This is a genomic window from Aggregatibacter actinomycetemcomitans DSM 8324 (assembly GCF_000372365.1).
Classification (GTDB): domain Bacteria; phylum Pseudomonadota; class Gammaproteobacteria; order Enterobacterales; family Pasteurellaceae; genus Aggregatibacter; species Aggregatibacter actinomycetemcomitans.
This window is the reverse complement of sequence record NZ_AQUU01000009.1, coordinates 57,575-72,453: the sequence shown is the minus strand read 5'-3', so window position 1 is coordinate 72,453 and position 14,879 is coordinate 57,575. Positions and strand designations below refer to the sequence as shown.

15 protein-coding genes are annotated in these 14,879 nt (G+C 46.5%); 1 reads left to right on the top strand and 14 read right to left on the bottom strand.

Going from position 1 to position 14,879, the window contains the following annotated elements:
* Positions 1 to 22: 22 nt before the first annotated feature.
* The 10 genes from lipA to rhlB form a co-directional block, all read right to left on the bottom strand.
* On the bottom strand, positions 23 to 985 hold the full coding sequence (lipA, locus tag A3CS_RS0106465; protein ID WP_005547662.1) for a lipoyl synthase: 963 nt from the start codon (positions 983 to 985) through the stop codon (positions 23 to 25).
* Positions 986 to 1,049: 64 nt separating this feature from the next.
* On the bottom strand, positions 1,050 to 1,688 hold the full coding sequence (gene lipB, locus A3CS_RS0106460; RefSeq protein ID WP_005547664.1) for a lipoyl(octanoyl) transferase LipB: 639 nt from the start codon (positions 1,686 to 1,688) through the stop codon (positions 1,050 to 1,052).
* 45 nt (positions 1,689 to 1,733) lie between these two features.
* Positions 1,734 to 2,033 carry a DUF493 family protein YbeD gene (gene ybeD / locus A3CS_RS0106455; RefSeq protein WP_005544448.1) on the bottom strand — a complete coding sequence of 100 codons (300 nt, stop codon included), beginning with the start codon at positions 2,031 to 2,033 and terminating at the stop codon, positions 1,734 to 1,736.
* Positions 2,034 to 2,105: 72 nt separating this feature from the next.
* A complete protein-coding gene (locus tag A3CS_RS0106450) occupies positions 2,106 to 3,296 on the bottom strand; it encodes a serine hydrolase (RefSeq protein ID WP_005544450.1) in 1,191 nt (396 codons plus the stop codon).
* A gap of 30 nt (positions 3,297 to 3,326) precedes the next feature.
* A complete protein-coding gene (locus A3CS_RS0106445) occupies positions 3,327 to 4,184 on the bottom strand; it encodes a septal ring lytic transglycosylase RlpA family protein (protein WP_005547666.1) in 858 nt (285 codons plus the stop codon).
* A gap of 48 nt (positions 4,185 to 4,232) precedes the next feature.
* On the bottom strand, positions 4,233 to 5,354 hold the full coding sequence (gene rodA, locus A3CS_RS0106440; protein WP_005547668.1) for a rod shape-determining protein RodA: 1,122 nt from the start codon (positions 5,352 to 5,354) through the stop codon (positions 4,233 to 4,235).
* Positions 5,341 to 7,302 (bottom strand): penicillin-binding protein 2, encoded by a 1,962-nt coding sequence (mrdA, locus tag A3CS_RS0106435; RefSeq protein ID WP_005547670.1) that lies wholly within the window; start codon positions 7,300 to 7,302, stop codon positions 5,341 to 5,343. Before mrdA ends, rodA begins: the two co-directional genes overlap by 14 nt.
* Positions 7,303 to 7,314: 12 nt before the next feature.
* Positions 7,315 to 7,782: a 23S rRNA (pseudouridine(1915)-N(3))-methyltransferase RlmH gene (gene rlmH, locus A3CS_RS0106430; protein ID WP_005566841.1), complete on the bottom strand. Its 468-nt coding sequence runs from the start codon at positions 7,780 to 7,782 to the stop codon at positions 7,315 to 7,317.
* A 59-nt stretch (positions 7,783 to 7,841) separates the two neighbouring features.
* Positions 7,842 to 8,150: a ribosome silencing factor gene (gene rsfS, locus A3CS_RS0106425; protein WP_005547673.1), complete on the bottom strand. Its 309-nt coding sequence runs from the start codon at positions 8,148 to 8,150 to the stop codon at positions 7,842 to 7,844.
* A 66-nt stretch (positions 8,151 to 8,216) separates the two neighbouring features.
* The gene (gene rhlB / locus A3CS_RS0106420; RefSeq protein ID WP_019518337.1) at positions 8,217 to 9,473 is read right to left on the bottom strand and encodes an ATP-dependent RNA helicase RhlB; all 1,257 of its coding nucleotides are present in this window, start codon (positions 9,471 to 9,473) and stop codon (positions 8,217 to 8,219) included.
* A 300-nt stretch (positions 9,474 to 9,773) separates the two neighbouring features.
* On the opposite strand from rhlB, the gene rho reads away from it, so the two are divergent.
* Positions 9,774 to 11,036 (top strand): transcription termination factor Rho, encoded by a 1,263-nt coding sequence (rho, locus tag A3CS_RS0106415; protein WP_005544463.1) that lies wholly within the window; start codon positions 9,774 to 9,776, stop codon positions 11,034 to 11,036.
* A gap of 124 nt (positions 11,037 to 11,160) precedes the next feature.
* Here rho and A3CS_RS0106410 read toward each other — a convergent pair whose 3' ends face one another.
* The 4 genes from A3CS_RS0106410 to fabD all read right to left on the bottom strand — a co-directional run bounded on the left by A3CS_RS0106410 (position 11,161) and on the right by fabD (position 14,826).
* Complete coding sequence (locus A3CS_RS0106410; RefSeq protein WP_005547679.1) at positions 11,161 to 12,396, bottom strand: MFS transporter; 1,236 nt, start codon at positions 12,394 to 12,396, stop codon at positions 11,161 to 11,163.
* A gap of 234 nt (positions 12,397 to 12,630) precedes the next feature.
* A complete protein-coding gene (gene acpP / locus A3CS_RS0106405; protein WP_005544465.1) occupies positions 12,631 to 12,861 on the bottom strand; it encodes an acyl carrier protein in 231 nt (76 codons plus the stop codon).
* A gap of 273 nt (positions 12,862 to 13,134) precedes the next feature.
* Entirely contained in the window at positions 13,135 to 13,863 is a 729-nt protein-coding gene (gene fabG / locus A3CS_RS0106400) for a 3-oxoacyl-ACP reductase FabG (RefSeq protein ID WP_005547683.1), read from the bottom strand.
* 24 nt (positions 13,864 to 13,887) lie between these two features.
* Positions 13,888 to 14,826, bottom strand: coding sequence for an ACP S-malonyltransferase (fabD, locus tag A3CS_RS0106395; protein ID WP_005547685.1), 939 nt, complete (start codon positions 14,824 to 14,826; stop codon positions 13,888 to 13,890).
* Positions 14,827 to 14,879 lie beyond the last annotated feature (53 nt).

Genomic DNA, 14,879 nt, shown 5'->3' with positions numbered 1-14,879 from the left:
AAAACCACCGCACTTTTCGCGATTATTTCACCAAGCCGCCGCTTGCTTGTAAATCGGCGTGATAAGAAGAACGGACGAATGGGCCGCAGGCGGCGTGTTCGAAGCCCATGTTTTGGGCTTTGTCGCGGAACATATCGAATTCTGTCGGTGGAACATAGCGGGCAACCGGAAGGTGGTGACGACTCGGTTGTAAATATTGCCCCAACGTCAGCATCGTCACACCGTGATCCCGCAGATCCTGCATCACTTCCAAGATCTCGTCATTGGTTTCGCCTAATCCCACCATAAGTCCGGATTTGGTCGGAATATGCGGGAACATGGCTTTAAATTCCTTCAACAAACGCAGTGACCATTGATAATCAGCGCCCGGGCGGATTTCGCGGTATAAGCGCGGTACGTTTTCCAGATTATGATTGAACACATCGGGCGGATTGTCTTTTAATTTTTCCAATGCCAGTTCAATGCGACCACGGAAATCCGGCACTAAAATTTCAATTTTAATATTCGGATTCAGGGCGCGGATTTCCCGAACGCAATCGGCAAAATGCCCGGCACCGCGATCCGGTAAATCATCGCGGTCAACGGAGGTAATCACCACATAACGCAATTTCATATCCTGAATGGTTTCCGCTAATTTACGCGGTTCTTCCGGATCCGGCGCCAACGGTTTACCATGCGCCACGTCGCAGAACGGACAACGGCGGGTGCAAATAGCACCAAGAATCATAAAAGTTGCCGTACCGTGGTTGAAACATTCGTGCAGGTTCGGGCAGGAGGCTTCTTCGCAGACGGAATGCAAGCCATGGCGACGCATACCGGATTTGATACTTTGAATGCGCGCACCGTTTGCCGGAATTTTAATTTTCATCCATTCCGGCTTTTTGAGCAGTTCTTGCTCAGGATCGATATTTTTCACCGGAATAATGGAGGTTTTGGCGGCATCGCGATATTTAACGCCGCGCTCCATTTTAAAAGGTGTTCCCATTGATATTCCTTAATTTTCTGTGCAGATTTGCAGAGATAATGAACGTAAAAAACGATTGTTGATGTTAACAATTTGTTACATTATACCCTAATTGCACGGCGAAATGTTGAACTAATTGTGGGGAAACCTTGTCGCAGTCCGCCTCTGGTGCGGGAATAAAATCTGCCAGCTGACACATTTCCAAACCCGCGTAACCGCAAGGATTGATTTGATGAAACGGGGTCAAATCCATGTTGATGTTAAATGCCAAGCCATGGAACGACCGACCGTGGCGAATACGCAAACCGAGGGAGCAGATTTTTTTGCCGTCAATATAAACGCCTGGCGCATCAGGTTTCGCATAGCCTTCAATGCCGTAATCTGCCAAGGTTTTCACCACTGATTGCTCAAGTGCGGTTACTAATTGGCGCACATTTAGATTCTCGTGGCGTTTCACATCAATCAGCACATACATAATTTGCTGCCCCAAACCGTGATAGGTAATCTGCCCACCACGATCGGACTGCACCACCGGAATTGCACTTTGTTGCAATAGATGTTCCGGCTTGCCCGCCTGACCTTGGGTGAACACAGATAGATGCTGCACCAACCAAATTTCATCAGGAGTCTGCTCCGTACGATTATCGGTAAACGCCTGCATCTCGTGCCAAACGTCCTCATAATCACGAATGCCGAGTTGTCGTACAATTAATTCGGGTTGCATGATAGTTTCCTAAAAACGCTGTTTTTTCTGACCGCACTTTAATGGTTAAAGCACCATTCTCACGCCGTCGATTTCCGCCAATTCTTTATACAGTTTTTCAATTTGTTCGATATTTTCAGCGCGCACGGTGATGGACACGGAATGATAAGTGCCTTTGCCACTCTCTTTCATGCTCGGGTTGTAATCGTCTTTGATGGTTTTATGCACCACCTGAACCACATCATCCACTAAATCGGGACGGGCGGCACCCACCACTTTAAAAGTGAAATCACATGGGAATTCCAGCAAGTCTTTTAATTTTTGTTGTGGAATGTCGGCTAAATTTACCGTTTTTTTATCTGTCATTGCATTCTCCTAAAAAAGTGAACCGCACTTTCATGAAAAAGTGCGGTCAGTGTTGAGTGTGTTTTTTAAAGGCTAGTCAAATAAACTTTTGATGGTCAGCACCAGCCAGTCCCAGATTTTGCCGAAGATACCGCCTTCTTTCACTTCTTGCATCACTTGTAAGTTTACACTGGCGATGTCTTTGCCGTCTAATTGATACACCACCTTGCCCACAACTTGCCCTTTGGCAAGGGGCGCTTCAAGGTATTTTTTCTCTAATTCGTAACGGGCTTTGAGCTCGGCGCTTTTGCCTTTCGGAATGGTGATGAAAGCATCTTGTAACACGCCTAATTGGATGTTACTTTCATCGCCGTAATACACCCGTTGTTCGGAAATGGATTTGCCTGAATCCAAGGTTTTGAAGGTCTCAAAATTAGCAAAACCCCATTGCAATAATTTTTTGCTTTCCACTTCGCGACCTTTATAAGTCGGCACGCCCATCACCACAGAAATCAAACGCATATTGTTCGGGCTGATGGCGGAAGCCACCAGGTTGTACCCCGCTTTATCCGTGTGACCGGTTTTCATACCGTCAACGTTAATGGTTTTGTCCCATAACAAGCCGTTGCGATTAGGCTGTTTGATTTTGTTAAAGGTAAAATCTTTTTCGGCGTAAATTTTATATTCTTCCGGTAAATCACGAATAATACGCGCGCCGATAATCGCCATATCGCGGGCGGAAGAGTATTGGTTATCTTCATCTAAACCGTGCACCGTGGTGAAATAGGTATTTTTTAAACCGAACTGTTCCACATATTTATTCATGGTATCAACGAAGTTCATCACCGTGCCGGAAACATGCTCCGCCATTGCCACGCAGGCGTCATTACCCGAAACAATGATGATGCCGCGATGTAAATCCGCAACGGAAACCTGTTGATTTAAGTTTAAGAACATTTTGGAAGAACCGGGGAATTTATGCCCCCAGGAGCTTTCGCCGATGGTGACCATATCCGTATTACGGATTTTACCTTGCTTAATCGCCTGCCCGACCACATAGCTGGTCATCATTTTGGTCAATGATGCCGGATATTGGCGCTGATCAGGGTTAAGGGACGCCAACACGGCACCGGAGTTGTAATCCATTAAGACGTAGGTTTGTGCATTAATTTCCGGCACGGCGATGTTAAATTGTACGTCTTCCGCCGCCATAGCACCGAGCGATACCGCCAATACCCCTGAGACGATGGCAATCTTGCTGTTTTTTACTGCTTTATTAAACATAATGTTAAATATCCTGAAATTATGTACTTGTTATTGATTATAAGAATACACAATCAACGGTTCAGAATGATTTAACCGTCTTAATTGTGTTTTCAATTCGTTGATTTCCTGTTTTGAATTAAAAGGTCCCAAATGGATATGGTATTTTTGACCATGTGCGGCAATTTCCGTTTTCACATTATTTAACGCTAAATCCTGAATGATCTGCTCGGCGTTTTTCTTGCTGGCGACATTGACCATTTTAATTTCATAGCGTTCGGCACTTGCCACTTTACGATTTTGTCGCGGCGCCGGCGTGGAAGCGATTTCATTATCCACCAGGCGTTTTAGCCCTTCTTCTGTTCTACTTGCTTTCGCCAATGTGGAGGTGCCTGCGCCGGAAAGCTCACCGTTAGCGTCCACATGCAACGCTTCCACCTTAACCAATCCCATACCGTAATTTACAATACCGATCTCTTTTGCCGCCGCGTGGGACAAATCAATAATACGATCTTTAGCAAAGGGCCCACGGTCGTTGATTCGCACAATGACTTTGCGTTGGTTATACATATTGGTGACCACTGCGTAGGAATTCAAAGGCAAAGTTTTATGTGCCGCCGTATATAAAGTGGAATCGTAAATATCGCCGTTGGAAGTTTTCCGCCCGTTAAATTTATGATGGTAATAGCTGGCAATCCCCTGTTTGGAATAATTTTTTGCCGTTTGGTGCGGCTTCGTGGTGTAAGTTTCCCCTTTTACATTATAAGTCTGCGCTTTATCGGACATCGGACGGTAAGTCAACGACGGTCCCTGAATGCCGTATAATTTTTTTGTTTCGGCTTGCACGGAAAGTGCGGTGCAAAATGAAAACAAAATTATCATATATTTTACAGCTTGCTCTAGATTCATTGAGTTTTCTCCCTCTCTGTAAAGCTCACAATTAAGAAAACTGAAAACTTAGTTAGTTCCTTTCAGAAAGTGTTCTTTGTGAGTATGAATTGACATGATTAAACCGAAGCCCGCCATAATTGCCACATAGGATGTACCGCCATAACTCACCAATGGTAAAGGCACGCCCACAACAGGCAAAATGCCGCTTACCATGCCGATGTTAACAAAGACATAAACGAAGAAAATTAACGTTAATGCCCCCACTAAAATACGCCCGAAAGCGCTTTGCGCATTAACGCCAATCATTAAACCGCGCGCAACAATAAATAAATAAATGGCTAATAAAACCAAAAAGCCAATCATGCCATATTCTTCACTCAACACGGCGAAAATAAAATCCGTGTGCGGCTCGGGTAAAAACTCCAGCTGGGATTGCGTTCCCTGTAACCAGCCTTTGCCCCATAACCCACCGGAACCGATCGCAATTTTGGATTGCCAAATATGGTAGCCCGCGCCCAATAAATCTTTTTCCGGATCAAATAAGGTCAACACACGGGCACGTTGATAGTCGTGCATTAAATAGAACCACATAACCGGAATAAATCCCGCAAGCGCAACCACGGCAATTAAAATGAGCCACCAGCTCATGCCGGCTAAAAATATCACAAATAAGCCGGAACCGCTAACCAAAATTGCGGTGCCCAAATCGGGTTGAATCGCCACGAGTAAGGTCGGTACAATAATGGTGATCAGTGCGATAAACGTTTCCTTTAACTTAATGGGTTGTGGGCGATTGCCCAAATACACCGCCACCATCAGCGGCACTGCCAATTTTACGATCTCGGACGGCTGAAAACGTACCACGCCCAAATCCAGCCAACGCTGTGCCCCCTTACTGGTTGCGCCGATAAGATCCACCAAAATAAGCAATACGATGCCGATTCCAAATAAATACGGCGCAATGCGCTGGTAAAATTTCGGCGGAAATTGCGCCATGACCAACATTACGACAAACCCGAGCGCCACCTGCACAATACGGCTACGAAACATGGCTTCATTGGCACCGGAAGCGCTATATAACACCAACATGCCGTAGCCGGTAACCACCACCAACCCGATAAACAGCCACAAATCGATATGCAGACGCCGCCACAGTTCCAGCCAAATATTACGATCATTCATTTTCATTCGGCTCGTCTCCTGTTGCGGGTTCCGATTCCGGCGATTCAGGCTCATCGAATAGCGACATCACGGCTTGCGGGGTATTTTGTTTAAAATAATAATCCATAATTTTTCTGACGATCGGCGCCGCATTACTGGAACCGCCGCCGGCATTTTCCAAAATCATCGACACCACGATTTGTGGGTTATCATAAGGTGCGAAAGCGGTAAACCACGCGTGATCGTGCAATTCTTTTTTCAAGCTGCCGGCGTTATACGTTTGATTTTCTTTCAAACTGAACACCTGTGCCGTACCGGATTTACCGGCGACACGATAAGGCGTGCCGATAAAAGCTTTACGCCCCGTTCCGCCGGCACCGTTTACCACGTTGTACATACCGCGTTTCGCCTCATCCCAGAAATACTGTTTCGGTTCGGTAATATCTTCGTACAACAACGGATCTTTATAGGGTTCTACTACCGAACCTTCCACGCTCTTCATTAAGTGCGGTGTGTTTACCTTGCCGTTATTCACTAAAATGCTGGTGGCTTTTGCCAGCTGTAACGGCGTCGCCGTCCAGTACCCCTGCCCAATGCCTACGGAAATTGTATCGCCCTGCACCCAGGCTTTTTTATAGCGTTTTTGCTTCCATTCACGGGTCGGCATATTGGCACTGGTTTCTTCCTGAATATCAATCCCCGTCGGGACACCGAAACCAAAGCGTTTCATCCAATCGGACAGGCGATCGATGCCGAGGTTATAGGCAGTTTGATAAAAATACGTATCGGAGGATTCGGTAATGGCCTTGTTTAGATTGATCATGCCGTGCCCGCCTTTACGCCAGTCACGAAAACGCTTGGTACTGTTCGGCAACATCCAATAGCCGGGATCATAAATGGTCATGTTCGGCGTAATCACATTTTCCTGCAATGCGGAAACAGCGATGAACGGTTTCACGGTTGATGCCGGCGGATAGGCGCCTTGGGTCACGCGGCTATAAAGCGGGCGATTTGAGTCATTGAGCAAGCGACGGTAATCCGCCCCGGAAATACCATCCACAAAAAGATTATTGTCATAACTCGGTACGGAAACCATGGCTAAAATACTGTTGTCTTTCGGATCCATCACTACCACGGCGCCTTTGTGTCCCGCCAATAAATCGGTAACGTAAAGCTGTAAATTTAAGTCAATGGTCAAGTGAATGCTTTTGCCGGCAATGGCGGGTTGTGCGCGCAATTTGCGGATCACTTTACCGCGACTGTTCACTTCTACTTCTTCAAAGCCTGTGGTGCCGTGTAAAGCATCTTCATAATAGCGCTCAATGCCGAGTTTGCCCCAGTCGTGCGTGCCGGAATAATTGGCGTACTTTTCCTCTTTTTTCAAGCGTTCTACATCACGATCGTTAATTTTTGACACATAGCCCAAAACATGGGTCAGCGGTTCGCCGTATAAATAATGGCGCTTAAAGTAGGGTTTCACATCCAAACTCTGGAAATTGTATTGATTCACCGCAAAACGGGCAATTTGCTCTTCCGTTAGATTTCGTTTCAGCATAATCGGCATATAACGGGAGGAGCGACGCCGTTCCTTGTTAAAATTCGCAATATCTTCATCAGTTAAGCCTACCAACACCCTCAGCTCCTCAAAAGTGCGGTCTAAATTTTCCACCTTTTCAGGCACGATATAAAGCCCGAAAAAGGTCAGATTTTCCGCCAGTAGTTTGCCGTTGCGATCATAAATCAACCCGCGAGTCGGCGGCAGCGGCAACAACTTAATACGATTGCCGTTGGAACGGGTTTGATAACCGTCATAATTGACCACCTGCAAATCATACAAGTTTAAAATTAACACCACCGACAACACCAACACGCCGATAAATGACACCAAAGCGCGACGGGCAAATAAGTTGCGCTCGGCTTTTTTGTCACGAATCGGATCGTATTGCGGCTGATTTAATAATATTTTTAAACTCATCTTATTATTGATTTATTCTCGATGATATGGATGATTGGCAGTGAGCGACCACGCGCGATACAGGCTTTCCGCCACCACCACGCGCACCAACGGATGCGGCAAAGTAAGCGGTGAAAGTGACCAACTTTGTTCGGCGGCGGCTTTACATTCCAGTGCCAAGCCTTCCGGCCCGCCGATGAGCAAACAAACATCGCGCCCGTCATTTTTCCAGCCTTCTAATTGTTGAGCCAGCTGTTCCGTGGTCCAGGGGTTACCTGGAATGTCCAGTGTCACCACCTTGCCTTTTCCGGCAGCCGCCAACATGGCTTTGCCTTCCTGTTCCAAAATACGTTTGATGTCGGCATTTTTACCCCGTTTACCGGCAGGAATTTCAATGAGTTCAAAAGGCATCTCTTTCGGAAAGCGGCGTTGATATTCCTCAAAGCCCGTAGTCACCCACCCCGGCATTTTGGTTCCAACGGCAATTAACTGAATTTTCACCTTTCGATCCTCAACAGCACCTAAAAAATAGCGGGAAAAACAACCGCACTTTTTGGCGTCTATGCCCAAAGTTTTTCCAGCTGATACATTTCGCGGCTTTCTGCCTGCATGATATGTACGATGGCGTCACCCAAATCCACTACCACCCAATCGGCGGTTTCCTTGCCTTCATCGCCGAACACGTCGATACCGGCAAGTTTGCATTCGGTAATTAATTTTTGCGCCAAAGAAGACACATGGCGGGAAGAGGTGCCGGTGCAAAGGATCATGGTATCGGTGACGGAGGATTTTCCCTTCACGTTTAACGATAAAATATCGGTGGCTTTTAAATTGTCCAGTTTATTCACCACGAAATCGACTAATGACATTATTTTTCCTCAATTGACAAAAGGTGCAAATTTTACCATTGAATAAAATACACGCCAATCTGTTGGCTAGCGTTTTGCGCGAAACGGTTTGCGGCGATTGTTATTCTGTGCGCTGAAATTGGTTTGCCGTTTTAATCGATAAGGCTTCGGCAAATCCTGTAATAACGCGTTCGGATCGTATTGGCTCACGGTAATGCTGTGTCCGATATATTCTTCAATCGCCGGCAAATTCATGGCGTATTGCTCGCAGGCGAAGCTGATGGAAATGCCGCTTTCGCCGGCACGTCCGGTACGCCCGATACGGTGCACATAATCTTCCCGATCGTCCGGCAAATCGTAATTGAACACATGAGTCACTTCCGCAATATGCAGCCCGCGCGCCGCCACGTCCGTCGCCACTAAAATATCCAAATCGCCGTCGGTAAATTTTTTCAATAAGGAAAGCCGTTTTTTCTGCGCCACATCGCCGGTTAATAAGCCCACGCGATGCCCGTCCGCCGCCAAATAGCCCCAAATTTCCTCGCATTTATGTTTGGTGTTGGCAAACACAATACAGCGCTCCGGCCATTCTTCTTCCAAGAGCGTCAGCAACAACGGCATTTTGTCCCGATTGGACGGGTAAAATAATTCTTCTTTAATTTGCTGCCCGGTTTTTTGTTCAGGTTCGATTTCCACATATTCCGGGCTATTCATATCTTCAAAAGCCAGTTCACGCACTTTGTAAGACAAGGTGGCGGAGAACAACATGGTCAAGCGTTGTTGTGGCGGCGGGCATTTGCGTAACAAATAGCGAATGTCACGGATAAAACCCAAATCGAACATACGATCCGCTTCGTCCAGCACCACCGTTTGAATCTGATCCAAACGAATCACGCCCTGTTTCACATAATCAATTACGCGCCCCGTGGTGCCGATAAGCACGTCCACGCCGTTTTCAATGGCTTTGAGTTGCTTGTCATAGCCGTCACCGCCGTAGGCAAGTGCGGTCTTAAATTTGGTTGTTTTTAAGAAAATCTGCGCGTCGTGTTCAATTTGCACCGCCAATTCGCGGGTTGGTGCCAGAATCAAAGCGCGCGGTTGATTGGCTTCCGTTTTTTTCGGGTAGGTTAATAAATGATGGAAAAGTGCGGACAAAAACGCGATTGTTTTTCCGGTGCCGGTTTGTGCCTGTCCGGCAACATCTTTGCCTCGTAACGTAATGGGCAGCGAGAGCGCCTGAATCGGCGTACAAAAATCAAATCCTTTGTCGTTCAACGCCTGTAACACCAAAGGATGTAGGGCTAAATCGGCGAAACGTGCCGAACTTAAATAATTCTGTTGCATAGTCTCAAATTTATCGTAAAAAATTGGCGCTAAGCATAGCACAAACAGGGAAAATCCCCAAAAATTAGACACAACAAATTTAGGGAATTTTGTAAACGAACATTAAAGGTGGACCTGAAAAACGCCCGCAAAAAACACCACACTTTTCTGCAATCCGGGGTTGGATCAAACAAACACAGAAAAAAAACGTTAAAAACTAGACAGTGCCTAAATTTAATGCTAAGTTACGCACCAATTTCAAATTGGCCTCCATTCATTTATTTCTTAAACATTCAACTCTAAACAAACTTCAAATAAACTATGCATCTTACAGAACTTAAAAATATGCCGGTTTCCGATCTGGTGAAACTGGGCGAAGACCAAATGGGTTTGGAAAATTTAGCCCGTTTACGCAAACAAGACATTATTTTTGCGATTTTGAAACAGCACGCCAAAGGTGGGGAAGATATTTTCGGCGGCGGCGTGTTGGAAATTTTGCCGGACGGTTTCGGTTTCCTGCGTTCCGACGACAGTTCCTATTTAGCCGGCCCGGATGATATTTATGTCAGCCCGAGCCAGATTCGTCGTTTCAATTTACAGACCGGGGACAAAATCGAAGGGAAAATTCGACCGCCGAAAGAAGGCGAACGCTACTTTGCCCTCCTTAAAGTTGACCAAGTCAACGACGACAAACCGGAAGTATCCCGCAGCAAAATCCTTTTCGAAAACTTAACCCCATTACACGCCAACTCCCGTTTAAGAATGGAACGCGGCAACGGTTCTACCGAAGATTTAACCGCCCGTATTTTAGATTTGGCCTCCCCGATTGGTAAAGGTCAGCGTGGTTTGATCGTGGCGCCGCCAAAAGCGGGTAAAACCATGTTGCTGCAAAATATCGCACAAAGTATCACGCACAATTACCCTGATGTCGAACTTATCGTCTTGCTGATTGATGAACGTCCGGAAGAGGTAACGGAAATGCAACGTTCCGTGAAAGGCGAAGTCATCGCGTCCACCTTCGACGAACCGGCGACCCGTCACGTCCAAGTGGCGGAAATGGTTATTGAAAAAGCCAAACGTGCCGTCGAACACAAAAAAGACGTAGTGATTTTACTCGATTCCATCACTCGTTTAGCGCGCGCTTACAACACCGTGACCCCGGCTTCCGGCAAAATTTTATCCGGTGGTGTGGACGCCAACGCTCTACATCGCCCAAAACGCTTTTTTGGTGCGGCACGTAACGTAGAAGAAGGCGGTAGCTTAACCATTATCGCCACCGCGCTGGTGGATACCGGTTCGAAAATGGACGAAGTGATCTTCGAAGAATTTAAAGGCACCGGTAACATGGAATTGCATCTTTCGCGTAAAATCGCGGAAAAACGCGTGTTCCCGGCAATCGACTTTAACCGTTCAGGCACCCGTAAAGAAGACTTGCTTACTACCCCTGACGAGTTACAAAAAATGTGGATCCTGCGCAAAATCCTTAACCCAATGGGCGAAGTGGAAGCCATGGAATTCCTTATCGACAAACTCGCCGTGGCAAAAACCAACGAAGAGTTTTTTGAAATTATGAAACGCTCGTAATTCCCACCGCACTTTACCTTGAAAAAGTCGCTTTTGACATCATCAAAAGCGGCTTTTTGTTTAAGGTTATTGTCTAAAAAGTGCGGTTAAAAAACACATCATTTTCTCACCGCACTTTAGTTTGCTAATTTAACGCTTTGCCCTTTAATTCCGGTACCAGGAACACGGTCGCCAACATATCAATCACATAAATCACTGCCAATAAGGCAATGGCGGTTTGGAAAGAATATGCGCAGACGATCGCACCGACCACAATCGGTCCGAATCCGCCGACGGCGCGCCCTAAGTTAAATAGTACATTTTGTGCGGTAGCACGGGCTTGAGTTGGGTAGGCTTCCGCCATTAAGGCACCGTAACCACCCATCATGCCGTTCACAAACATCCCTAAAAATGCGCCGGCAATCAGCATCGCCGTCGGGTCCGCTAATTGAGAATAGGCGAAAATACTCACCACGGCACCGGCTTGGAATAACAGAAAACTCGGTTTGCGCCCGATATGATCCGCCAAACGTCCGAAAATCCAGATGCCGACCATCATGCCGCACACGGTGACCGCTGTCCAAATGCCGGATTTCGTTAAGCTGAACCCCAGTTGATTGGAGAGGAAATTCGGCATCCAAATCATGATGCCGTAATACCCGAAATTTTGTACGGAAGTCAGCACCACAACGCCTAAACTGATTTTGATGGTGGCTTTGTCTTTCACCAGTAATTTGAACGATTCCAACTTGGAAGACCAACCGCTTTTTTCCGCTTTGCGCTCAGAAAGTGCGGTTTGTTTTTGCACAAAAATTTCAGGTTCATGTAAGTGAGCGCGTAAATACCACGCCACAAATGCCGGGAAGATGCCCACCATAAACATTCCGCGCCAGCCGATATGCGGTAATAATACCGGTGTCAGCAACGCCGCCCCCAGCACGCCGACTTGCCAGCCGAGCGCCACATAAGATGCCGCTTTGGCGCGATGACGCGCCGGCCAGGCTTCTGCCGCCAATGCCATGCCAATACCGAATTCGCCGCCTAAGCCGATTCCGGCAATGGTGCGGTAAATGAGCAAATCCCAATACCCTTGCGCTAAGGCACATAAACCGGTGAACACGGCGAATAGGATAATCGTCCACATGAGCACGCGTACGCGCCCGTATTTGTCACTTAACGCACCGAATAGGATGCCACCGACTACCGCGCCGACTAAGGTCCAGGTGACCAAAGAACCGCCCTGTGCCGGGGTTAAACCTAAATCGGCGGAAATAGCGCTTAACATGAAACCGAGAATGAGAAGATCGAAACCGTCCATGGCATAACCCACGGCGGAACCCAGCAAGGCTTTCCAGCCATAGCTATTTACGTTTGTTGTCATTTTGAATTGTCCTTCTGTTACTCACGGGTAACATTTAAAGTTAGAAGAGAAGAGATTTTTTAGGCTGTGTACAAGGCTAAAAAATTGTGCGCCAGTCTACTGCTTTCAGGGAAAATTTCAATAAGCAAAGCACAGAAAGTGCGGTCGGTTTTGAATGTGTTTTTTACGGCGGGAATGTAGAATTACCAGAAAAAATTTAGGCGGTGATGAAAACCGCCTAAATTAGCAAATCAATTATTGATTGTTTTGAACGTAATCAATCGCTGATTGAACTGTTGTGATTTTTTCAGCTTCTTCATCCGGAATTTCGATATCGAATTCTTCTTCTAAAGCCATCACCAATTCAACAGTATCTAAAGAATCCGCACCTAAATCTTCAACGAAAGACGCTTCAGGTTTTACATCTTCTTCTTTCACGCCTAATTGTTCAACGATGATTTTTTTTACGCGTTCTTCAATGCTCATTTGTTTCTTCCTATGTTTAAGTTTTCGCTCATTGCGATAAGTTAAGTAGTGTATGTACTTACCGAAAATTTACAACGTTTTTGGCAAGAGGTCAAACCTCAAAAAACATTGAATTTTCACAAAGACATACAGTGAAAAAAAATAGTTACGTCTTTCACGAACCCTTGAACGACCTAACCAAGTTACATTGCGGAGGCGATTTTAACACTAAGCCGAACGTTTGGCTATTGCTTTTATCCTATTTACCGCACGTAACCTTTCGCCAAATACCGCCTAGCTCATGTACATTCCGCCATTAACGTGCAACGTTATACCGTTGATGTATGCCGCATCGTCGGAGGCTAAAAATGCCACGGCTTTAGCAATGTCTTTCGGTTCGCCCAAACGTCCCGCCGGAATTTGGGTCAGCAGGTTGTTTTTTAATTCTTCGCTTAATACTTCGGTCATATCTGTTGCGATAAAGCCCGGTGCCACAACGTTTACGGTAATCCCGCGGGAGGCCACTTCTTTCGCCAAGGCTTTACTAAAACCGACTAAACCGGCTTTTGCCGCGCAGTAGTTACTTTGCCCCGGGTTACCGGAGGAACCTACGACGGAACCGATGTTGATGATACGTCCGAAGCGTTTTTTCATCATGCTGCGTAACATGGCTTTGGAAAGATGATAAACGGAGCTTAAATTGGTTTGTAAAATATCGAACCATTCTTCATCTTTCATGCGCATTAACAGATTGTCACGGGTAATCCCGGCGTTGTTGACTAAAATATCAATGTCGCCGAATTCTTTTTTGATGCGCTCCAATACGCCTTCGATAGAGGCTTGATCGGCAACGTTTAATACCAATCCTATGCCTTTTTCACCTAAATAGGCGGAAATTGTTTCCGCGCCTTTTTCAGATGTTGCCGTGCCGATCACAAACGCACCTTTCGATGTCAATTCTTCCGCCACCGCACGACCGATACCGCGTGTTGCGCCTGTCACGAGTGCAATTTTGCCCTGCATAGTTTTACTCCTTTTTACTCATTATTATGCGAATAATTCTTCAATTGAATCGAGGGATTTCACATCGTTCACCGAAACCGCCTGCAATGAATCCACAATACGTTTAGTTAGCCCGTTTAACACTTTGCCCGGACCGATTTCCACTAACACTTCCACGCCGTTGCCCGCCATTTTCTGCACGGTTTCAGTCCAACGCACCGGGCTATAAAGCTGGCGAACCAAGGCGTGACGAATGGCTTCCGCCTCGCTTTCCCCTTTCACGTCCACATTATTTAATACGGCAACGCTCGGTGCTTTTAAGGTAATACTTTCTAAGGAAACGGATAATTGATCCGCCGCCGGTTTCATTAATGCACAATGGGAAGGCACGCTCACCGCTAACGGTAACGCACGTTTCGCGCCGGCTTCTTTACACAATGCTGCCGCACGTTCTACCGCCGCTTTCGCACCGGCAATGACCACTTGTCCCAGTGAATTAAAGTTCACTGCAGACACCACTTCCCCTTGTTCCACCTGTTTACAAGCATTAATAATCGCTTCATTATCTAGCCCGATAATGGCATACATGGCGCCGGTGCCTTCCGGTACAGCTTGTTGCATGAGTTTACCGCGCAATTCCACCAATTTAACCGCATCTTGGAAATCCAACACATCGGCACATACTAACGCGGAATATTCGCCTAAACTGTGTCCCGCCATCACTTCCGGTTTTAATTGCGGATATTTTTCCTGCCACACGCGATAAATCGCCACGGATGCAGCTAAAAGCGAAGGCTGGGTTTGCCAGGTTTTATTCAACTCTTCTGCCGGACCTTGTTGTACCAATTGCCATAAATCATAGCCCAACGCCTCGGATGCCCGTTTGAAAGTGTCTTGCACCACAGGATATTCCACCGCCAATTCGGCAAGCATACCCACGGCTTGAGAGCCTTGTCCCGGGAAAACCATTGCAAATTTTTTCATACTTTTTTCCTACTTAAAAATGTGAGAAAAACCGACCGCACTTTAAAGTGTCA